Annotated in this window: 19 protein-coding genes; 12 read left to right on the top strand and 7 right to left on the bottom strand. The window is 54.3% G+C overall.

From position 1 onward, the window contains the following. Nucleotides 1–108 precede the first annotated feature (108 nt). From LX59_RS13155 to ssuB, 5 genes are all read left to right on the top strand, one after another. On the top strand, nucleotides 109–747 hold the full coding sequence (locus LX59_RS13155; RefSeq protein ID WP_144572553.1) for a peroxiredoxin: 639 nt from the start codon (nucleotides 109–111) through the stop codon (nucleotides 745–747). Between the two features lie 129 nt (nucleotides 748–876). Next, a complete protein-coding gene (locus LX59_RS13150; RefSeq protein WP_144572551.1) occupies nucleotides 877–1827 on the top strand; it encodes a sulfonate ABC transporter substrate-binding protein in 951 nt (316 codons plus the stop codon). Between the two features lie 33 nt (nucleotides 1828–1860). Beyond that, complete coding sequence (gene ssuD / locus LX59_RS13145; RefSeq protein ID WP_144572549.1) at nucleotides 1861–3006, top strand: FMNH2-dependent alkanesulfonate monooxygenase; 1146 nt, start codon at nucleotides 1861–1863, stop codon at nucleotides 3004–3006. Between the two features lie 12 nt (nucleotides 3007–3018). Continuing rightward, on the top strand, nucleotides 3019–3819 hold the full coding sequence (ssuC, locus tag LX59_RS13140) for an aliphatic sulfonate ABC transporter permease SsuC (RefSeq protein ID WP_144572547.1): 801 nt from the start codon (nucleotides 3019–3021) through the stop codon (nucleotides 3817–3819). Next, nucleotides 3816–4622, top strand: coding sequence for an aliphatic sulfonates ABC transporter ATP-binding protein (gene ssuB, locus LX59_RS13135; RefSeq protein ID WP_144572545.1), 807 nt, complete (start codon nucleotides 3816–3818; stop codon nucleotides 4620–4622). The genes ssuC and ssuB overlap by 4 nt, the downstream gene beginning before the upstream one ends. Here the strand turns inward: ssuB and mdtD are convergent. From mdtD to LX59_RS13110, 5 genes are all read right to left on the bottom strand, one after another. Beyond that, the gene (mdtD, locus tag LX59_RS13130) at nucleotides 4619–6040 is read right to left on the bottom strand and encodes a multidrug transporter subunit MdtD (protein ID WP_144572543.1); all 1422 of its coding nucleotides are present in this window, start codon (nucleotides 6038–6040) and stop codon (nucleotides 4619–4621) included. The genes ssuB and mdtD overlap by 4 nt on opposite strands. Before the next feature lie 146 nt (nucleotides 6041–6186). Further along, nucleotides 6187–7008, bottom strand: a complete 822-nt coding sequence (gene pssA, locus LX59_RS13125) for a CDP-diacylglycerol--serine O-phosphatidyltransferase (RefSeq protein ID WP_144572541.1) — start codon at nucleotides 7006–7008, stop codon at nucleotides 6187–6189. 144 nt (nucleotides 7009–7152) lie between these two features. Then, complete coding sequence (gene ilvC / locus LX59_RS13120) at nucleotides 7153–8169, bottom strand: ketol-acid reductoisomerase (protein WP_144572539.1); 1017 nt, start codon at nucleotides 8167–8169, stop codon at nucleotides 7153–7155. Nucleotides 8170–8363: 194 nt separating this feature from the next. Beyond that, a complete protein-coding gene (gene ilvN / locus LX59_RS13115) occupies nucleotides 8364–8855 on the bottom strand; it encodes an acetolactate synthase small subunit (RefSeq protein WP_144572537.1) in 492 nt (163 codons plus the stop codon). 2 nt (nucleotides 8856–8857) lie between these two features. Beyond that, a complete protein-coding gene (locus LX59_RS13110) occupies nucleotides 8858–10579 on the bottom strand; it encodes an acetolactate synthase 3 large subunit (protein WP_144572535.1) in 1722 nt (573 codons plus the stop codon). A 380-nt stretch (nucleotides 10580–10959) separates the two neighbouring features. Between LX59_RS13110 and LX59_RS13105 the strand changes: the two genes are divergently transcribed. The 4 genes from LX59_RS13105 to ilvD all read left to right on the top strand — a co-directional run bounded on the left by LX59_RS13105 (nucleotide 10960) and on the right by ilvD (nucleotide 16761). Next, nucleotides 10960–11421, top strand: coding sequence for a DUF4124 domain-containing protein (locus tag LX59_RS13105; RefSeq protein WP_144572533.1), 462 nt, complete (start codon nucleotides 10960–10962; stop codon nucleotides 11419–11421). Nucleotides 11422–11511: 90 nt separating this feature from the next. Beyond that, on the top strand, nucleotides 11512–12708 hold the full coding sequence (locus tag LX59_RS13100; protein WP_144572532.1) for a class I SAM-dependent rRNA methyltransferase: 1197 nt from the start codon (nucleotides 11512–11514) through the stop codon (nucleotides 12706–12708). A 54-nt stretch (nucleotides 12709–12762) separates the two neighbouring features. Further along, nucleotides 12763–14763 (top strand): hemopexin repeat-containing protein, encoded by a 2001-nt coding sequence (locus LX59_RS13095; protein ID WP_144572530.1) that lies wholly within the window; start codon nucleotides 12763–12765, stop codon nucleotides 14761–14763. 159 nt (nucleotides 14764–14922) lie between these two features. Further along, entirely contained in the window at nucleotides 14923–16761 is a 1839-nt protein-coding gene (ilvD, locus tag LX59_RS13090; RefSeq protein ID WP_144572528.1) for a dihydroxy-acid dehydratase, read from the top strand. 50 nt (nucleotides 16762–16811) lie between these two features. On the opposite strand, the gene LX59_RS13085 is transcribed toward ilvD, so the two are convergent. Beyond that, nucleotides 16812–17348: a dihydrofolate reductase gene (locus LX59_RS13085; RefSeq protein ID WP_144572526.1), complete on the bottom strand. Its 537-nt coding sequence runs from the start codon at nucleotides 17346–17348 to the stop codon at nucleotides 16812–16814. A gap of 139 nt (nucleotides 17349–17487) precedes the next feature. Here LX59_RS13085 and LX59_RS13080 point away from each other — a divergent pair, with 139 nt between their 5' ends. Next, the gene (locus tag LX59_RS13080; protein ID WP_144572524.1) at nucleotides 17488–18894 is read left to right on the top strand and encodes a DUF2868 domain-containing protein; all 1407 of its coding nucleotides are present in this window, start codon (nucleotides 17488–17490) and stop codon (nucleotides 18892–18894) included. Further along, nucleotides 18881–20257: a GTPase/DUF3482 domain-containing protein gene (locus LX59_RS13075; protein WP_144572522.1), complete on the top strand. Its 1377-nt coding sequence runs from the start codon at nucleotides 18881–18883 to the stop codon at nucleotides 20255–20257. The genes LX59_RS13080 and LX59_RS13075 overlap by 14 nt, the downstream gene beginning before the upstream one ends. Before the next feature lie 18 nt (nucleotides 20258–20275). Here LX59_RS13075 and erpA read toward each other — a convergent pair whose 3' ends face one another. Continuing rightward, nucleotides 20276–20626 (bottom strand): iron-sulfur cluster insertion protein ErpA, encoded by a 351-nt coding sequence (gene erpA, locus LX59_RS13070; RefSeq protein ID WP_144572520.1) that lies wholly within the window; start codon nucleotides 20624–20626, stop codon nucleotides 20276–20278. Between the two features lie 185 nt (nucleotides 20627–20811). On the opposite strand from erpA, the gene coaD reads away from it, so the two are divergent. Continuing rightward, complete coding sequence (coaD, locus tag LX59_RS13065) at nucleotides 20812–21291, top strand: pantetheine-phosphate adenylyltransferase (protein WP_144572518.1); 480 nt, start codon at nucleotides 20812–20814, stop codon at nucleotides 21289–21291. Nucleotides 21292–21334 lie beyond the last annotated feature (43 nt).

Below are 21334 nucleotides of genomic sequence, written 5' to 3'. Positions count from 1 at the left end.
CGGGTTAGTAGAATTAAAAAGAATAAATAAATTATTATTTATTCTTTTTAATTCTGTCTAATCCTAAGCATTATGGAGCTATTCCATACTAGCTTTCAGGAGACAGATATGAGCCTTCGCCTCGGTGACATCGCCCCCGATTTTGAACAGGACTCCAGCACAGGCCGTATTCGTTTCCACGAATGGCTGGGCGATAGCTGGGGTATTTTGTTCTCCCATCCTGCGGACTTCACGCCCGTGTGCACCACCGAGCTAGGTTTTACCGCCAAGCTGAAGGATGAGTTTGCTCAGCGTAAGGTCAAGCCCATTGCTCTGTCGGTCGATCCGGTGGAGTCGCATTTGCGCTGGATTAACGACATCAACGAAACCCAAGACACTCAAGTTAACTTCCCAATTCTGGCTGATGCCGACCGTAAGGTGTCCGATCTGTACGATCTGATTCACCCCAATGCCAGCGATACTTTGACCGTCCGTTCCTTGTTCATCATCGACCCGAACAAAAAGGTTCGTTTGATCATCACCTATCCCGCCAGCACCGGCCGCAACTTCCACGAGATTCTGCGGGTGATCGACTCCCTGCAACTCACCGACCACCACAAAGTCGCCACGCCGGCGAACTGGAAAGATGGCGAAGAAGTGGTGATCGTGCCCTCGCTCAAGGATGAGGACGAGATCAAACAGCGTTTCCCCAAAGGCTATCGGGCGGTGAAGCCCTATCTGCGCCTCACGCCACAGCCCAATCGTTAATCGCCAAGGCTACTGGGCAACCTATTGGCCAGCGCCTATTTCCGTTTTGCACTGAATTAACCGCGCCTTACGTCCTCGCTAACGAGTCCGCAGGCTGTTCTCCCTAGGTTTTAGGAAAGGATAGTGTCCATGCGTTCCCTCGTTTTGCGTCGCGGTGTGGCTGCCCTTATGGCGCTGGGTTTAAGCCTTGGCGTACTCAGCCATGCTCAGGCTGAAAGTCTGCGCATCGGTTATCAAAAATACGGCACCCTGGTGCTGCTCAAAGCCAAAGGTACCCTAGAGAAACGTCTGGCCGCCCAAGGCGTCACCGTGCAGTGGACGGAATTCCCCGGTGGCCCGCAATTGCTGGAAGGCTTGAACGTTGGTTCGGTGGACTTTGGCGTGACCGGGGAAACTCCACCCGTATTTGCCCAAGCTGCCGGAGCCGATCTGGTTTATGTGGCCTATGAGCCGCCTGCGCCCACCAGTGAAGCCATTTTGGTGCCCAAGGATTCAGCGCTGAAATCCGTCGCCGAACTCAAGGGTAAAAAGGTCGCCCTGAATAAAGGCTCCAACGTGCATTACCTCTTGGTACGCGCTCTGGAAGATGCGGGCCTGAAGTACAGCGACATTCAACCCGTGTACCTGCCGCCTGCGGACGGTCGTGCGGCCTTTGAAAGTGGCAACGTAGATGCTTGGGTGATTTGGGACCCCTTCTTTGCAGCGGCGGAAAAACAACTCAAAGCCCGTGTACTGCGCGATGGGCAAAAGTTGGTGGATAACCATCAGTTCTATCTGGCCACTCGTGCCTATGCGCACAAGAATCCTGAGGTGATCAAAACCCTGATCGAAGAAGTGCGCGGCGTGGGCGAGGACTCAGTGAAGAATCCCGAGGCCGTTACCGAGCAAGTGGCTCCGCTATTGGGCCTACCGAAAGACATCACCGAACTGGCAGTAAAACGCCAAGGCTACGGCGCGCAATTCTTGACCCCTGCGGTAGTCAGCGCCCAGCAAAAAATCGCCGACACCTTCTCTGATCTGAAGCTGATCCCCAAACGCCTGAGCATTCAGGACGTGATCTGGACACCGACGGCCAAGTAATCCCTTGTTTTTATCTCCAAAGGAGACCACTCCATGAGTCTGAATATTTTTTGGTTTTTGCCTACCCACGGTGACGGCCACTATCTGGGTACTGCCCAGGGCGCGCGTACTGTGGATCACAGCTACCTGCAACAGGTAGCACAAGCCGCCGAGCGTCTGGGCTTTGGTGGGGTATTAATCCCTACCGGGCGCTCCTGTGAAGACTCATGGATTGTGGGCGCGTCGCTGATTCCGGTGACGGAGCGCCTGAAGTTTCTGATTGCTCTGCGCCCCGGTGTGATGTCACCCACCTTTGCCGCGCGCCAAGCGGCGACTCTGGATCGCCTGTCCGGTGGTCGAGTGCTGTTTAACCTTGTGACCGGCGGTGATCCTGAAGAATTAGCCGGTGATGGGCAGCACCTGTCCCACGCTGAGCGCTACGAAGCCGCTACCGAGTTCACCAAAATTTGGAAGGGTGTTCTGGCTGGTGAGACGGTAGATTTTGATGGCAAACACCATCAGGTGAAGGGCGCGAAGGTGCTGTTTCCGCCGGTACAAAAGCCGCATCCACCGCTGTACTTCGGTGGCTCCTCCGAGGTGGCCCACGAGCTGGCCGCAGAGCAGGTCGATCTGTACATCAGTTGGGGCGAGCCATTGGACGAGGTCGCCGAAAAAATCGCCGATGTGAAAGCCAAAGCCGCGAAACACGGACGTACAGTGCGTTTTGGGGTGCGGGTGCATGTAATTGTGCGTGAAACCACCCAAGAGGCATGGGAAGCAGCGGATCGCTTAATCAGTCATCTGGATGATGAAACCATTGCCAAGGCGCAGGCTTCGCTGTCGCGTTTTGACTCGGTGGGTCAGCAGCGCATGGCTTCCTTGCATCAAGGTCGCCGCGATCAACTGGAAATTGCGCCCAACCTCTGGGCGGGTGTCGGCTTGGTGCGTGGTGGGGCCGGAACGGCCTTGGTTGGCGATGGCGCTACCGTGGCTGCCCGTCTCAAGGAATATGCGGATTTAGGGGTGGATACCTTTGTGCTGTCCGGTTATCCCCATTTAGAAGAAGCCTATCGGGTGGCGGAATTGCTGTTCCCGCATTTGCAGATCACCCCCCAATTGGAACAAGAACCCCGCAGTTACATCAGTCCCTTTGGTGAAATTGTGGCCAACGATATTTTGCCCAAAGCGGTAGCTAGCTAAGGAGATTCACTCATGGCCTCTTCTGCATCGGCCAAGGCTCCGCTGGTTCAGCGGCTGGCGCCTTGGGCCTTGCCCGTCACTCTGTTGCTGATTTGGCAGCTTTCGGTCAGTGCGGGTTGGTTGTCTACCCGTATTTTACCGGCGCCGAGTGCGGTGTTGAGTGCGGGTTGGGATTTGCTCTCCAGCGGTGATATTTGGCAACACCTGGCCATCAGTGGTTGGCGGGCCGGGATTGGTTTTGCTATCGGTGGTGGTCTAGGGCTGCTGCTGGGCTTTATCACCGGCCTGTCCAAGTGGGGCGAACGTCTGTTGGATAGTTCGGTGCAGATGGTGCGTAACGTGCCCCATTTGGCGCTGATTCCGCTGGTTATCCTCTGGTTTGGCATTGATGAAGCGGCGAAGATTTTCTTGGTCGCCTTGGGCACCCTGTTCCCCATTTACCTCAACACCTACCACGGCATCCGCAACATTGACGCGGGCTTGGTGGAAATGGCGCGCAGCTATGGCCTGTCCGGATTCTCGCTGTTCTGGCAGGTGATTTTGCCCGGTGCGCTGCCTTCCATTTTGGTCGGCGTGCGCTTTGCCTTGGGCTTTATGTGGCTGACCCTGATTGTGGCAGAAACCATTTCCGCCAGTTCTGGCATCGGCTATCTGGCCATGAATGCGCGTGAATTCCTGCAAACTGATGTCGTGGTGTTGGCCATTTTGCTCTACGCCGTATTAGGCAAGCTGGCGGATGTGGCCGCCCGTTCACTGGAGCGCCTGTGGTTGCGCTGGCATCCGGCTTATCAAGCAAAAGGAGCTTCAGCATGAGTTTACACAGTCTGAAACAGGGGATTCCGCTGGCCATTGAGGGCCTGTACAAAGCCTTTGGTTCGCGGCAAGTGCTGAAGGACATTCAACTCCAGATTCCTACCGGTCAGTTTGTGGCCGTGGTCGGGCGCAGTGGCTGCGGCAAAAGTACTCTGCTGCGCTTGCTGGCCGGTCTGGATCAAGCCAGCCAAGGCCAGCTATTGGCCGGTATGGTGCCGCTGGATAGCGTGCGCGAAGACACGCGGCTGATGTTCCAAGATGCGCGCCTGCTGCCGTGGAAGCGGGTCATTGACAACGTAGGACTGGGTTTAACCGGTAACTGGAAACCCAAAGCCCAAGAAGCCTTAGCCGCGGTGGGTTTAGCGGATCGGGCACAGGAGTGGCCAGCGGCGCTGTCCGGCGGTCAAAAGCAGCGCGTAGCTTTAGCGCGGGCGCTAATCCATGAGCCGCGTTTGTTGCTGCTGGATGAACCCCTCGGTGCCTTGGATGCCCTCACCCGCATCGAAATGCAGCAACTGATTGAAAACCTGTGGCAGAAGCACGGCTTTACCGTGTTGTTAGTGACCCATGACGTCAGCGAAGCAGTGGCGGTGGCGGATCGGGTGATTCTGATTGAGGATGGCCAAGTGGGCTTGGATTTGGCCGTGGACTTACCTCGCCCTCGGCATCGAGGATCGGCTCAGTTGGCGGCTTTGGAGGCTAAGGTCTTGGATCGGGTGCTGGGCTTGCAGCCTGAGCCCGCACCGGAGCCAAAGTGGGAAGAAGTTTTGGCTCCGGTTCGTGAACGGCGCACAGCAACCTAATCTTCGGCGAGTTTGTCCTCGTGGGGCGCTGTGCCTGCGGTATCGGTGTTATCCAACTGTAGAAACAGCGCCGTAGCCAATACCGCCAAGCTGCCCACGCAGAGAAAGGTTAGGTGGAAGGCACGCAAAATGGCTTCTTGATCAGCATCAGGCAACATGAAGCCGCTGAGCAAAGCGGCGGCGCTGGCTACCCCAAGGCTCATGGACAATTGCACTACTACCGATAGCAGGCTGTTGCCGCTGCTGGCTTGGTCGTCCGGTAGACCGATCAGGGTCACGGTATTCATGGCGGTGAATTGCAGGGAGTTGACTGTACCGATCAAAAACAGATGGATAGCCAGTTGCAGGGTAGACGTGTGGTTATCAATCAAGGACAAACTAGCTAACAATCCTCCCAACAACAGGGTATTGCCCGTGAGCGTCCAGCGGTAACCAAAGCGGTCAATCAAGGGTTTAGCCAAAGGTTTGATGATCATAGCGCCAATGGCTAAGGGCACCATCGCTAAACCCGCCTGAGCCGGTGAATAGCCCAAGGCCACCTGAAGCAGTAAAGGCACTAAAAAAGGTAAAGCACCGCTGCCAAGGCGTGCAAATAGGTTGCCCAAAATACCTACCGCAAAACTGCGCATATGAAACAGACTAGGACTGAATAGAGGCTGTTCGATGTGTCCTGCGCGTAACCAGTAGGCAGCCAAACAGGCTAGGCCCGCGAATAACAGCAGCATCACCCGCGCATGGGGCATGTTCAGATCACCTAAGCCTTCTAAAGCAAAGGTAATCAATACCATCGCTGCGCCAAACAGAATAAAGCCCAGTGTATCAAAAGCCTGACGTGGGCCTTTAATTACCGGCATAAAGTGTAGCGCGGCAACGCAGCCCAAGATGCCCACCGGCAAGTTGATTAAAAAAATCCAGTGCCACGAGGCATATTCCACCAACCACCCACCCATGAGAGGCCCAAGCAAAGGCCCAATCAATCCCGGCAAGGTCATTAGGGTCATTTTGTTGACGAACTCATGGCGCGGATAAGCCCGTAACACAGCCAGCCGCCCGACGGGTAACATCAAAGCCCCACCCATGCCTTGCACCACTCGTGAAATAACCAGTTGGTTCAGACTGGTGGATATGGAGCACAGCAAAGACCCTAGGGTGAACAGCAAAATGGCCCCAAAGAAAATCCGCCGCGTGCCGTAACGATCAGCCAGCCAACCCGAGGCGGGAATTAGTAAGGCCACCGTTAGTAGGTAAGAAATAACCACGGCCTGCATGCGCAAGGGATCTTCAGCCAGATCGCGGGCCATGCTAGGCAATGCAGTATTAAGGATGGTGCCATCTAGGGTTTGCATAAAAAATGCGATGGCCACTAACCACGGCAAAATACGAGCAGTACGAGGGTCCAGAACAACGGGCCGTTGCATGAGGGTTCCTGGGGCGGAGAAAAAGGTGCGGGAGGCTAAGCCAATATAGGGTACTGAAAGCGTGGGCAGCGTCCAGTACCCATAGGTACAGTGTTCCTCAGCCTAAGCTCAGTGGGAGCACTGAACCTAAAACCTCGAATACGCGGTTAGAGCTCGCGTTGGCGGCGGCGCAGCAGCAGATAAACGGGGCCAGAAGCGGTGTAAATCAGCAGGGCCAGCAACAGAACACGGGGGGTATCGATGAACAATATGGAGATAATCAACACCACGATCAGTAGGGTGACAAAGGGAACGCGTCCTTTTAAGTCCAAATCTTTAAAACTGTAATAGCGGATGTTACTGACCATCAGTAAACCAACAGCGGCGACCAATAAGGCAAATAAGATGATGGAAAACACAGGCAAGGTATTACCTCGAATACCAAAATCCTCCATCACCCATACAGAAGCAGCTACCACACCGGCGGCGGCTGGACTGGCTAAGCCCACAAACCAGCGCTTATCCACCTTGCCGATCTGAGTATTAAAGCGTGCCAAACGTAAGGCAGCGCAGGCGGCGTAGATAAAGGCGATGGTCAGTCCGGTTTTATCCAGCAGTGATAAGCCCCATTGATAAGCCAAAATGGCGGGCGCGAGTCCAAAGGCCACCATGTCAGACAGCGAATCGTATTCCGCACCAAAGGCACTTTGGGTGTTGGTCAAACGAGCAACGCGGCCATCTAGGCTATCCAAAATCATGGCCACAAACACGATGGTGGAGGCCGCGATAAAGTTGCCGTTAATAGCGCTGATAATGCAGTAAAAACCGGCGAATAGATTGGCAGTGGTGAATAAATTGGGTAGTAAATAGATGCCCCGATGACGCACTTTCCGCCCTTCAGAGTCATGGGATTCCTCGACATGCTCATCAATGGGCAACAGATTGTCGACTCCGACCGGCTTGTTCGGGTCTTCCGGAAGCGTGCTCATGCTCAGTACCTTGATGCTGAAAAGGAAAAGATTTTGCCCATATTAACGGACAGGTGGGGGCTCTGTGTTGCGGCATGTCGTTGTATAAACGAAAAACGCGGCCTGAGCCGCGTCTTCCAGACTAGCTGCTGATGCCTAAGGCAATCAGTTTTTGCTCTTGTCCACGATTTTGTTGGAAGCAATCCAAGGCATCATGGCGCGCAGACGCTCACCCACTTGCTCGATGGGGTGAGCCGCGTTGTTACGGCGGTAAGCGGTCATGGAAGCGTAGTTAGACGCGCCTTCGGTGATGAACATCTTGGCGTATTCGCCGTCTTGGATGCGCTTCAGAGCGTTGCGCATGGCTTGACGGGATTCAGCGTTGATGACTTCAGGGCCAGTCACGTACTCGCCATACTCCGCGTTGTTGGAGATGGAGTAGTTCATGTTGGCAATGCCGCCTTCGTACATCAGGTCGACGATCAGTTTCAGCTCATGCAGGCACTCGAAGTAGGCCATTTCAGGCGCATAACCGGCTTCAACCAGGGTTTCGAAACCGGCTTTCACCAGCTCAACGCAACCGCCGCACAGAACGGCTTGTTCGCCGAACAGGTCAGTTTCAGTTTCGTCTTTGAAGGTGGTTTCGATGATGCCGGTACGGCCACCGCCCACGCCACAGGCGTAGGACAGCGCGACGTTTTTGGCATTGCCAGAAGCGTCTTGATAGATGGCTACCAGATCGGGAATACCGCCGCCTTTGACGAACTCAGAGCGCACCGTGTGGCCCGGAGCTTTAGGCGCAATCATGATGACATCTAAGTCAGCACGAGGCACGACTTGGTTGTAGTGGATGGCAAAGCCGTGAGCGAAGGCCAGAGTAGCACCGTTTTTCAGGTTGGGTTCTAACTCTTCTTTGTACAGACGGCCTTGGAATTCGTCGGGAGTCAGCACCATAACTAAATCGGCAGCAGCCACAGCGTCTTTGACGCTTTTGACAGTCAGACCATGAGCTTCAGCCTTAGCAACGGAAGCAGAGCCTGCACGCAGACCCACGGTAACATCAACACCGGAATCTTTCAGGTTGCAGGCGTGGGCATGACCTTGGGAACCGTAACCAATGATGGCAACCTTCTTACCTTGGATGATGGAAAGGTCACAGTCTTTGTCGTAATAAACTTTCATGAATCTACCTTTGTGGTGTCTGACCCAGTGGACCGCATCGGGCGTTCACCCGCTTAAGACTAAGTGCGCGGCAGGCTGTGTCGGTGGGTTCTGCTGTGCATAAAGCAGTTGGCTAAAGAGGCCAGAAAGTTGCTCAGTCTAGCGATGCTTGACCGGCCCCCACAAGAGGGGAGCCGTTTAAGCTGCTTAGAGGGTTAAATACTGAGCACTTTATCGCCGCGCGAAATGCCGGTAATACCGCTGCGCACCACCTCTAATACTGAGGTAGGGCCTATAGCTTGAATAAAGCTGTCCAGCTTATCGGCGGTACCTACGAGCTGGATCACATACACATTGCTGGTTACATCCACGATTTGGCCGCGGAAGATGTCTGTGGTGCGTTTGATCTCAGCCCGCTGCGCGCCGGTGGCTTTTACCTTGATCAGCAGAATTTCGCGTTCAATGTGCGAACTTTCCGACAGATCCACCAGCTTAACCACTTCCACCAGTTTGTTCAGGTTTTTGGTGATCTGCTCGATCATCTCATCTTGCCCGACGGTGGTAAGGGTCAGACGCGATAAGGTCGGATCTTCGGTCGGGGCGACGGTCAGACTTTCGATGTTGTAGTTACGCTGGGAGAACAGGCCCACGACACGGGACAGGGCTCCGGGTTCGTTTTCCAGCAGCAAAGAAATGATGTGTCTCATGCTCAGGTACGCTCCGTCTTGCTCAGCCACATATCACGCATGGCACCATCTCGAATCTGCATGGGGTAAACGTGTTCGCTCGGATCTACGGCAATGTCGAGGAATACCAAACGATCTTTCAGGGCGAAGGCTTCTTCCATCACCGGCTTCAGGTCTTTGAGTTCGCGCACGCGCAGACCCACATGACCGTAGGCTTCGGCCAATTTCACGAAGTCGGGTAAGGATTCCATGTAGGAATGGGAGTAGCGGCTGTTGTAGACCATGTCCTGCCACTGACGCACCATGCCTAAAGCCCCGTTGTTGAGGCTGATGATTTTGACCGGCAGATCGTATTGCAGGCAGGTGGACATTTCTTGAATGTTCATCTGGATACTGCCTTCGCCGGTGACGCAGGCTACGGTGGCATCGGGGAAGTTCAGCTTCACGCCCATAGCAGCGGGGAAGCCAAAGCCCATGGTGCCCAGACCACCGGAGTTCAGCCAGCGGTTAGGCTTGTCGAACTTGTAATACTGAGCGGCAAACATCTGGTGCTGGCCCACGTCCGAAGCAATGTAGGCATCGCCTTTAGTGACTTCGTACAGGGTTTCGATCACAGTTTGCGGCTTGATGATGGAACCATCGCCCCGATCATAGGGGAACAGGATGCGATCACCGCGCCATTCGTCGATCTGCTTCCACCAAGCGCTGAGGGCCTCATTGGGTTTAGCGCCTAGCTCTTTGAGAATGCTCAGCATCTCAGTTAAAACGCTGTCCACTGGGCCCACGATGGGCACATCCGCTTTGATGGTTTTGGAAATTGAGGCCGGATCAATGTCAATGTGGATGACTTTAGCGTTGGGACAGAATTTGGCCGGGCCATTGACCACCCGATCATCAAAACGCGCGCCCACGGCCAAAATCACATCAGCGTGGTGCATGGTCAGGTTGGCGGTGTAGCTGCCGTGCATGCCGGGCATGCCCAAGAACTGACGATCACTGCCCGGATAAGCGCCCAAGCCCATCAGGGTGTTGGTTACGGGTAAATTCAGGGTTTTAGCCAGTTCGGTTAGCTGTGCAGAAGCACCGCCTAAAATAACCCCACCGCCGGAATACACAATCGGGCGTTTAGCGGCCAGCAGCATTTCAGCCGCTTTACGAATTTGACCAGCATGGCCGCGAGTAGCAGGGCTGTAAGAGCGCAGTTTGACCTTTTTCGGGTAGACGTATTCGTACTTCTCCCCAAGGTTAGTCATGTCCTTAGGAATATCCACTACTACCGGGCCGGGGCGACCAGATTGGGCCAGATAGAAAGCTTTTTTCAGAATTTCAGGGATTTCGGTCGGGGTTTTGACCATGAAGCTGTGCTTCACAATGGGACGTGAAACCCCGATCATGTCCGTTTCTTGGAAGGCATCGGTGCCCACCATGGTGCTCGGCACTTGGCCGGAGATGATCACCATGGGAATAGAGTCCATATAGGCGGTAGCAATGCCCGTCACCGCATTGGTCGCACCGGGGCCGGAAGTCACCAGCACTACGCCGGGTTTACCGGTAGCGCGGGCATAGCCGTCCGCCATGTGGGTCGCAGCCTGCTCGTGGCGCACCAGAATGTGGGTGATGGCCTTTTCTTTGAACAGAGCATCGTAAATATTCAGCAGGGCACCGCCAGGATACCCGTAAATGTATTTAACGCCTTCGTCGCGTAAGAAGCGAACGACCATTTCAGCGCCGGATAGAAGTTCCACGTTATTCACCTCAGAAACGCCAGTTGGCTGTAGTGCACAACAACAGCACGGATAGGTTGAACTGCTAGGCAGAGCATGAGCGACGGTGGTCGCCGACTACGTCAGCTACTGACTGAGCGAGTATCGGGACTACCCCAAGTGGTTGCGGGACATCCCACCCAAAGCGCGAGGTAACGCGTTGCGGGTAGACTAAGCGGCGTGGGTGACGCCTGATGCCTTGCCGGATCAAATTCACCAAGCACAGCTATTGGCCAGCAAGTTATAAATTGTTCGACTTCTGTCAAATCAAGTCAAGTCTGTGCTGGGAATCTGGCAGGATTCAGTGTCCTAGAGGGGTGTGTTTTACACTGCAAAACCGTTGGGATGAAAAGGAGGTGGCGATGTTCCATTTTTTTCGCGTGCTGGGCACGGTGCTGGCCATATGGGGCTTAGGTCAGGTGGGGGCCCAAGCTACTCAGGTCTACACTTGGGTGGATGCCAAGGGCGTTACCCATTTTGCGGCACAACCCCCAGCAGGACAGGCGGCCAACTTAGTAGATTCTGCCATAGCGCCCATGCTTTCTGGAGACACGCCTGTATCTGCTACTCCAAAGCCTGAGGCTCCCGTTGTCAAAGATCCTAAGCAACAAGGGATTGATCGACAGGTACAACAGCAGGTCGCCGAGCAAGAAGCAAAGCGCGAGGAGGTTTGTACCAAGTTGAGGACGCGGTTAGCGCAGTTAAACAACAATCCACGAATTAAGCTGGAAGACCCAACCGGGCAGGTCAAACGCTTACCTGAAGAAGAGCGCCAAAAGATGATTAAGGATACGGAGCAGAGAATTTCCGAACACTGTTTGTAAGTGTTAAGGAGAGGGATTTGGTCAGTGGAAATCGCAAAGTACCACGGATCTTTGACTTATAATCCCGCACCATTTATCGGGAGTCTCTTCATGTCTTTGCCCAGTTTGCGTCTTAAAGCCAATGCCGATCGCCGTTTGCGCGCCGGTCACTTGTGGGTGTACAGCAATGAAGTGGATACCGAAAACACGCCCTTAACTGCATTCCAAGCGGGCGATCAAGCGGTGCTGGAAAACAGCAGCGGCAAGTCCTTGGGCGTGGTGGCTCTGAGTCCGAATAATTTGATCTGTGCGCGTTTACTGTCACGAGATGTGCAGCATCCTTTGACTAAATCGCTGCTGGTACACCGATTAAACGTCGCTTTATCTTTGCGGGAAACCCTGTTTAACACCGATTGCTACCGCTTAGTGTTCGGCGAAGCCGATTTATTGCCCGGTCTGGTGATTGACCGTTTTAGCGATATTTTGGTGGTGCAATTGGCTTCGGCGGCGATGGAGCGTCATAAAACAGAACTGATCGAAGCCTTAGTCCAAGTGGTGCAGCCCAAAGGTATTTTGCTAAAGAACGACTCCTCTGCCCGTGAGGCCGAAGCGCTGCCCTCTTATGTGGAAACCGCCTTCGGTGTTGTGCCGGACTGGGTGGCGTTAGAGGAAAACGGCATTAAATTTGAGGCCCCTATCATCGCGGGCCAAAAGACCGGCTGGTTTTACGATCACCGCTTAAACCGTGCCCGTCTGCAACCCTATGTACAGGGTAAACGGGTACTGGATTTATTCAGCTACATCGGTGGCTGGGGGATTCAAGCGGCGGTATTTGGTGCCTCCGATGTAGTTTGTGTGGACGCATCAACCTTAGCTTTGGACGGTGTGGAGCGTAATGCCGCCTTAAATCAGGTGGACGAAAAAGTAACCTGCCTCGAAGGAGACGTGTTCGAGGCACTAAAAGCGCTGAAAAATGCCGAAGAACGCTTTGATATCGTCATCGCCGATCCGCCTGCCTTTATTAAACGCAAAAAGGATCTAAGGAACGGTGAAGCGGCCTATCGTCGTTTGAACGAACAAGCCATGCGTTTGCTGACCCGCGATGGCATCTTGGTCAGTGCCTCTTGCTCTATGCACTTACCCGAAGACGACCTACAAGGCATTTTGCTCAGCAGTGCGCGTCATCTGGATCGCAATATCCAGATTTTAGAGCGCGGTGGCCAAGGCCCGGATCATCCCGTGCATCCCGCCATTGCGGAAACCCGCTACATTAAAAGTTTGACCTGTCGCATTTTGCCCTCCAGTTAAGCCGATGACTGGGCACAAGGCAGGCTGTCTTCTATTCAATTGAGGAACCTTGCCTTGGCTCGCTTATTGGTTTTGCTTGTATTGCTGTGCTTGAGTTCTATGACTCAAGCCGGTGCAAACAAAGTGCTGCTGTTTGGAATTGATGGGCTTAAAGTCGATGCCCTAAACGCCCTAGCGCCGCCCAACTTAATGGCCTTAGCTCGGCAAGGCATTTATTCCACTCAGAGTTTGGCTCCCGATATTTCCCTCAGCGGGCCAGGCTGGGCTACGCTGCTCACAGGCGTGGAGCGCGACAAACATGGGGTAGTGGATAATGAGTTCGGGGGGCGAAATTTTGTGTACGCGCCCCATCTGCTGACCCTGATTAAGCGCCAAAATCCTCAGTTAATGACGGCCTATGCCTACAACTGGGGGCCTTTATATAAAAAATTTCAGCCGGAAGCGGATTTAAGCTACAGCGGCCCCCCTGAAGATGATGCTGGCCTGATGAATCAGGCGGCTCAGTGGTTGCAGCAGCGTGACGATTTAGACGTGCTGTCCACCTACTTCTATAACCTGGATGAAGCCGGTCATCGTTTTGGCTTTAACGCCACTATTCCCCAATACCGCGATCAACTCTTAAAAGCCGATGCTGCTCTAGGCCAGCTATTAGCCGCCATTAACGCTCGCCCCAACCGTGCTAAGGAGCGCTGGTTGATTATGGTAGTTACCGATCATGGTGGCTCAGGTACACAACACGGCGAAAATCGACCCGAGCATCGGCGCGTTCCCCTGATTATGGCGGGTGATGGCATTGCTGCGCAGTCCAAGGCCTTCATTCCCTTGGCTTTGCGGCAAGTGGATATTGTGCCCACGATTTTGGCCCATTTGGGGCTACAAACTCAGGGTTTGGATTTGGACGGTAAACCTTATCAGCCCCAAGCCTATGCTTTCCAGACCGGGGTTAATCTGTTAGCCAATCCTGATGCTGAATACGGTTCAGCCTACACTGATCCTAATTACGATCCCGACATTCCCGGGTGGCACAAAGGTGGACGGCAGACGGTGATGTCTGCGGGTGTTCGTTCTGCTTTGCCTGCTCGTGGTAGGAACATTTTTGTCGGTTTGGGAACCGGCTCCCTGACTCAGGTGATTCCCCTACCGCCCGAAGCCGCAGGCCGTAACTTTCAGTTGCAGGCTCAGTTGGGGGCTTCGGCGTACAGCAAACATGATGTGCAACTTCATGTGCGGTTTCGAGGCCCATTCCCCCGTGCGGCAGTGCAAGGTGTGGATGGAGCCTGTTATTTTTTACGCGGTGATCGGGTGGAGCGTTTTGACTACCAAACGGATCGAGTCAGCAGCGGTTATCCGCGCCTGATTGCTGAACAATGGCCGGATTTGGCGCGGTTTCAAGGGGGCGCACGGGATATCGAAGCGGCCTTTAATGCCGGTAATGGCAAAGCGTATTTTTTTAAGGGCAGTCAGTTTCTGCGTTACGACTTGGAGTCTAATAAGGCGGACTCCGGTTATCCGCAATCCATCGCCGCCGCTTGGCCGGGATTGGAGCGGTTTCGACGCGGGGCACGGGATTTGGACGCAGCCTTAGCGGTTAGTGAGCAGGAAATTTATTTCTTTCAGGGCAGCCAATTCATCCGTTATGACTTGAAGGCGGGTCGAGCGGCGGCGGATTATCCCTTGGAGATTTCGGATTTAACCTGGCCCGGATTGGCTGTCTGGCCCTTAGGGATTGATGCTGCCGTGCGTCGGGATTCGGAGACGGCCTATCTGTTCAACGGCCACGAATACATACGCTTCAGTCTGAAACGCCATGAAGCGGATAATCGCGTGCCTCGGGCCGTCAATAATTCAAGCTGGACAGGGATTCAGAACTTTAACCAGAGTTTTGGGGGGAGTGCGCCCTTGTCCTCCTCTGAGCGCAATGGCCAATGGCATATGCGTCGGGTACAAGGCCAAGTGCCTGTGGGAGCCGTAGCCGCTGAGGTAGAGCTGCGCTTTCTCCATGAGGGCAGTGGCGGTTTTCCCTTTGCCGATGCCTTGGAGTTTCGCGTGGACTGAGCCTGATCCCAAGCGGCTTGGCGTAGGCAGGAGTGGGCGCGTAAAATTTAACCGGTGTGCCAAAATCTTCTCAAGCCCAACAAGAACAGAGGGGCGAACTTACTTCAATCAAGTCGGAACCCTCTGCTCACGACTCCCGATTAGCCGCAGGAATTTCCCATGCCCGATTACCGCTCAAAAACCTCCACCTTTGGCCGCAATATGGCGGGAGCCCGCTCCCTGTGGCGCGCCACGGGCATGAAGGATGAAGACTTCAAAAAGCCCATCATCGCCGTAGCCAATTCCTTCACCCAGTTTGTGCCCGGCCATGTGCATCTGAAGGATCTGGGCCAACTGGTCGCCCGTGAGATCGAAAAAGCCGGCGGTGTAGCCAAGGAGTTCAATACCATCGCGGTGGACGACGGCATCGCCATGGGCCATGACGGTATGCTGTATTCCTTGCCCTCGCGCGAGATCATCGCCGATTCGGTGGAGTACATGGTCAACGCCCACTGCGCGGACGCTATTGTCTGCATCTCCAACTGCGACAAGATCACCCCCGGAATGCTGATGGCCTCTTTGCGCCTGAACATCCCTGTGGTGTTTGTATCCGGCGGGCCGATGGAAGCGGGTAAAACCAAGCTGTCTGAGCACGGTTTGGATCTGGTGGATGCCATGGTGATTGCCGCCGACAGCTCCGCCTCCGACGAAAAAGTGGCCGAATACGAGCGCAGCGCCTGCCCCACCTGTGGTTCCTGCTCCGGTATGTTCACCGCTAACTCGATGAACTGCCTAACCGAAGCCTTGGGCCTGTCCTTGCCCGGTAACGGCACCGTGGTAGCTACCCATGCCGACCGCAAAGAGCTGTTCCTTGAAGCCGGTCGTACCATCGTTGAGCTGTGCCGCCGCTACTACCAAGAGGGCGATGAATCCGTTCTGCCGCGCTCCATTGCTTCGCGCCATGCCTTTGAAAACGCCATGACGCTGGACATCGCCATGGGCGGTTCTACCAACACCATTTTGCACCTCTTGGCCGCGGCTCAAGAAGCGGAGGTCGACTTCGATCTGCGCGATATTGATGCGCTGTCCCGTAAAGTGCCACAACTGTGCAAGGTCGCGCCCAACACGCCCAAGTACCACATTGAAGACGTACACCGTGCCGGCGGCATCATCGGCATTCTGGCTGAACTGAGCCGCGCCGGTCTGCTGCATACCGATGTGGCCACCGTGCATAGCCCCAGCTTGGCTCAAGCCTTGGCTCAGTGGGATGTCATCACTAACAGCGATGCCGCCGTACATACCTTCTTCAAAGCCGGCCCTGCTGGAATCCCGACTCAAGAGGCCTTCAGCCAAAGCGAGCGTTGGGGCACTCTGGATTTGGATCGCGCTGAAGGCTGTATCCGCAATCTGGAACATGCCTTCTCCAAGGAGGGCGGCTTGGCCGTGCTGTACGGCAACATCGCTCTCGATGGCTGCGTGGTGAAAACGGCCGGAGTAGATGAGTCCATTTTGGTGTTTGAAGGCAGCGCCAAAGTCTTCGAAAGCCAAGACGCGGCTGTAAAAGGCATTTTGGCCGACGAAGTTAAAGCCGGTGATGTGGTGATCATTCGCTACGAAGGCCCTAAAGGCGGCCCCGGTATGCAGGAAATGCTTTACCCCACCAGCTACCTGAAATCCAAAGGCTTAGGTAAAGCCTGCGCCCTGCTCACCGATGGCCGTTTTTCCGGTGGTACTTCGGGGCTGTCCATCGGACATGCTTCGCCGGAAGCCGCCGCCGGTGGTGCTATTGGTTTGGTACAGGATGGCGACAAAATCCTGATCGACATCCCCAAGCGCAGCATCAACCTGCTGGTCAGCGATGAGGCATTAGCCGCCCGTCGGAGCGCTCAGGATGCCAAAGGCTGGAAACCGGCCCAACCCCGTGCACGTAAAGTAACTACGGCGCTCAAAGCCTATGCCTTGCTGGCCACCAGCGCGGATAAGGGCGCAGTGCGCAATAAAGCCTTGCTGGAAGGCTAGTGATCGCAGCGGATTAGCTCAAAAGAGTTAATCCGCTGCATGGAATTGGCTTATGCCTGACGTTCCCACACCTCAAAGGTATAAGCCGGTGCTTCGGCCTGTGCTGGATGCGCTTCTGAAGCGATTTGATGCCATGCTGGGGACTGCCAGTCAGGAAAGTGCGCATCCCCTTCAGGATTTAGGTTCACGCGGGTTAGGTATAGGCGTTGAATCCAAGGCAGCGCTTGGGCAAAGACTTCGCTGCCGCCGATGACCATAACTTCGGACACCTGCTGTTGTTGTGCCCAAATTTGGCCGCGCTCTAAGGCTGCAGACAGATCAGGAAACACTTCAGCGCCCTCGGCCTGCCACTGTGGTTGACGACTGACCACCAGATTTAAACGACCGGGTAAGGGCCGTTTTAGAGACTCCCAAGTCTTACGCCCCATAATGATGGGTTTACCTAGGGTGCGCGCCTTAAAATACTGAAGATCTTGCGGAAGATGCCAAGGTAAACGGTTGTCTTGGCCGATGACTCCGTTCTTTGCTACCGCAACAATCATGGCAAGGGAAATGGGCGTAGTCTGAGGGCAGGATGCAGAAGACATAGATAGCGGCATTTTCTTGGATAGCCTTTAACAGTGGTTATCTATTATTGTCCGTCACATGCCATAAAACGTAAAACGACCGGCCCGCCATAGCTCTGTGGTGATTTGTTCAACCCTGTAACTGTTATTGAGAAAGCGTGTGACCTCTCACTCCTTACCCTCGCTAAACAAACTGGATCGCCTTTGGGTGACAGAAGCCATTCGTCTGCGCGAAGAATACGCAGGCCCTCTTGAGGATGCCGAGGCGAACCGTCAAGCGCGACAGGCTAAAGACTTGCCCAGTATGATCCAACACCGTGCCCTGTGGTTGGCACGACGAGATGCCTTATTAGACAGCCTAAACAACTGGCGACAGAGCATTCGATTGACTGGAATTTTTTTGGCTCTTTTGGCGCTCTTTACTGGCATAGGGCTAGGCATTGCTGCCTTAGGCGACAGCCATCAGCCGGTGAACGTATTTTGGGCTTTGGGCAGTTTGCTCGGATTGAATCTGCTGGCTTTGATGATTTGGTTATTGGGTTTGGCCCTAAACCGTCGTTTTAAAAAAAGTACCGGCGGACTACTGGGGCGCTTTTGGCTCTGGTTAGCCGCCCGTTTAGCACGAGACGATCGCGCTACTTTATTGATGCGGGCTTTGTTGTCTTTGCTGCGCCAAAATAATCTGACCCGTTGGCTGTTAGGAACCGCTACTCATAGCTTATGGCTGATCGCACTGGGCAGTGCGTTGTTGACGTTGTTGATTCTGCTGGCGACGCGTCGTTATGGCTTTATCTGGGAAACCACCATCCTCAGTGAGGATACCTTTGTCTTTCTAACCCAAGCTTTGGGAGCCTTACCTTCCCTGTTTGGGTTCCAAGTACCGAGTTTGGAGCAAATTCGCCTCAGTGGTGTGGTAAATAGCGATTTAGAGTTTAGCCGTCAGGTATGGGCCAGTTGGCTGACAGGGATGCTGATTGTGTACGGGGTGCTGCCCCGTCTACTGCTTGGGATTTTCTGTTACAGCCGTTGGCGCTGTGGACGGCGGCGCATTCAACTGAATTTATCCCTGCCCGCCTATCGCTTGTTAGCCGATCGCTTACAACCGACCAGCGAACGCTTGGGCGTAAATGACCCAGCCCCCGCCCAGCTTCCAACGCCGGGAACGGGCAATCGTCCCATCAGTGGCGCTGGGGCCATTTTAGTGGGGATTGAGCTGGATGACCGCTTACCTTGGCCACCTGAGTCCTTGCCAGAGACTATTGCCGATGCCGGAGTTTTGGACGACCGTGCTCAGCGCCGTCAGCTACTGGAAACCATGACTCAAACGCCGCCCGCTCGATTAGTAGTAGCCTGTGATCCGCGTCGTTCCCCAGATCGAGGCACCCTAAATTTAATTACCGAGCTTTCCCACTGTGCGGCCCAAACCCGTCTGTGGCTATTGCCTGCACCGGCGGGGGAAGTTTTAGATCGGGAGCGTGTCAACGATTGGAATGAGGCACTGGAGCGTTTAGGGATTCCCTACGCCAGTAACAGTCCGCTGAATTGGCTGGAGCATGGGCATGATTAAGTTGGCTGTTGTCGGGCATACCAATGTGGGGAAAACCTCACTCTTGCGTACTTTAACCCGTGATATCGGCTTTGGCGAAGTATCTCACCGACCCAGTACCACCCGCCATGTGGAGGGTGCGCGGTTATCGGTGGATGGTAAAGCCTTATTGGAGCTTTATGATACACCCGGCCTAGAAGATGCTATTGCGCTGCTGGACTATCTGGAAAGCCTAGAGCAGCCAAGAGAACGTATTGACGGCCCTACCCGTATTGATCGTTTTTTAGCCACTCGCGAGGCCCGGCATCGTTTTGAGCAAGAGGCCAAGGTATTGCGCCAGTTGCTGGCCTGCGACGCGGGTTTATACATCATTGATGCCCGCGAGCCGGTATTAGCTAAATATCGGGATGAGTTGGCAGTGCTGGCCGATTGTGGTAAGCCCCTGTTACCCGTATTGAATTTTGTCAGCTACCCCGTTACCCGCGAAACCGACTGGCGAGATGCCTTAGCCCGTCTAGGATTACACGCTTTAGTACGCTTTGACACCGTTGCCCCGCCTCAAGACGGTGAACGCCGTCTGTACGAAAGCTTGGCCCTGCTGTTAGAGCGTGCCCGCTCTGATCTGGAGCGCTTGATCGCAGACCACGAAGCCCAAGCTCAGGCCCGTATGCAGGCCGGAGCGCGCCTTATCGCTGAACTCTTGATTGATGTGGCCGCTTGTCGGCGCAGCGTAGAGCTGCGTGAAGATGTGGAGCAAGTAGCCATTGAGCAACTGCACGATGAAGTACGCAAACGGGAACAGCGTTGTGTCGAGGCACTATTACGTCTATACGCCTTCCGTCCCCAAGATGCCGCCGCCGCTGAATTACCCTTGCTGGATGGACGTTGGAATGAGGATTTATTCAATCCGGAAACCATCAAGCAGCTAGGCATCCGTTTGGGAGGGGGGATAGCCGCCGGAGCAGCCGCCGGAGCCAGTGTGGATTTACTGGTAGGGGGTGTGACTCTGGGGACGGCAGCTTTATTGGGTGCTCTGGCGGGTGGTGGAGCACAAACCGCTCGTCACTATGGCAATCGCCTGTTGGGCCGGATTAAAGGGCAACGCGAACTCACTTTAGATGACTCAGTTCTGCGCCTTTTGGCTGTGCGCCAGCGTTTATTACTCGGAGCTCTGGCCAGTCGAGGACATGCGGCCCAAACTTCCATCCAACTGGAAAGCCCTGAAGATCAACTCTGGCGGGAGGGACGTTTACCCAAAGCATTGACTAAGGCCCGTGCCCGCCCAGAATGGTCTTCGCTCAACTCAGCTACCCGTCTTGATCAAACGGAACGCTTAGAGTGTGTTGATGCCCTAGCGCAGAATTTGGGACAAATCGGTAACTGAGCTGCCCGCGTTCAATACTTAGATTGAGAAGGACTGACCACAACCGCAGGTGGTAGCCGCATTAGGGTTGCGAATGACAAAACGTGACCCTTCCAAACCCTCTTGGTAATCCACCTCGGCGCCATTCAGGTATTGAAAACTCATAGGATCAACGATAAAGGTGGCACCATCGCGCTCTACAAGGGTGTCATCTTCAGTGCTATCTTCGTCGAAGGAGAAACCGTACTGAAAACCGGAGCAACCGCCGCCAGTGATGAAAATACGCAGTTTCAAACGAGGGTTGCCTTCTTCAGCCACCAGCGTCTTAACTTTATTGACCGCGTTTTGAGTGACTTGAATCGGACTGGGGGTGAACATTTCAACGCTCATAAAGCTCTCCTGAACAAAAGGCAGGTAACGACTTTTCCTATTACAGCATATTTAGCGCAAGCCTCTGATCCTTTTACGGGGGCTCATATTCCCTAGACAAAGGATTTAACTTAGCTTCATGTCTTTGCGCTATCGGTCTTGAGTCGTTACCATCCGCACTTTCATGCACATGCCAAGGCGGCCAGATGAACCGAATCTTGTATCCGGGAACCTTTGATCCTATCACTAAGGGGCATGGTGACTTGATTGAACGGGCCGCTCGCTTGTTCGATCAGGTGGTTGTAGCCGTAGCCGCCAGCCCGAAAAAGAACCCTTTATTCTCATTAGAACAACGAGTTGAATTGGTACGCGAGGTCAGCCAGCACTTACCCAATGTGGAAGTTATGGGCTTTAGTAATTTGTTGGCCGTTTTTGCACGGGAACAAAAAGCCAATGCCTTGCTGCGCGGTTTAAGGGCCGTTTCAGATTTTGAGTATGAGTTTCAGCTAGCCAACATGAACCGGCAGCTCGCTCCTGAAGTGGAAAGTTTATTTTTAACTCCTTCAGAAAGATATTCTTACATTTCCTCAACCTTGGTGCGTGAGATCGCTACCTTGGGAGGGGATGTCAGTAAGTTTGTGCATCCTGTGGTGGAGCAAGCCCTTAAGGAGCGCTTTAAGCCCTAAGTCGGGCTCAGAGTGCATCCCAAGCAGCAATACGGCACAATTT

Source organism: Azomonas agilis (assembly GCF_007830255.1).
GTDB lineage: Bacteria > Pseudomonadota > Gammaproteobacteria > Pseudomonadales > Pseudomonadaceae > Azomonas > Azomonas agilis.
This window is presented reverse-complemented; position numbering and strand designations above follow the sequence as displayed.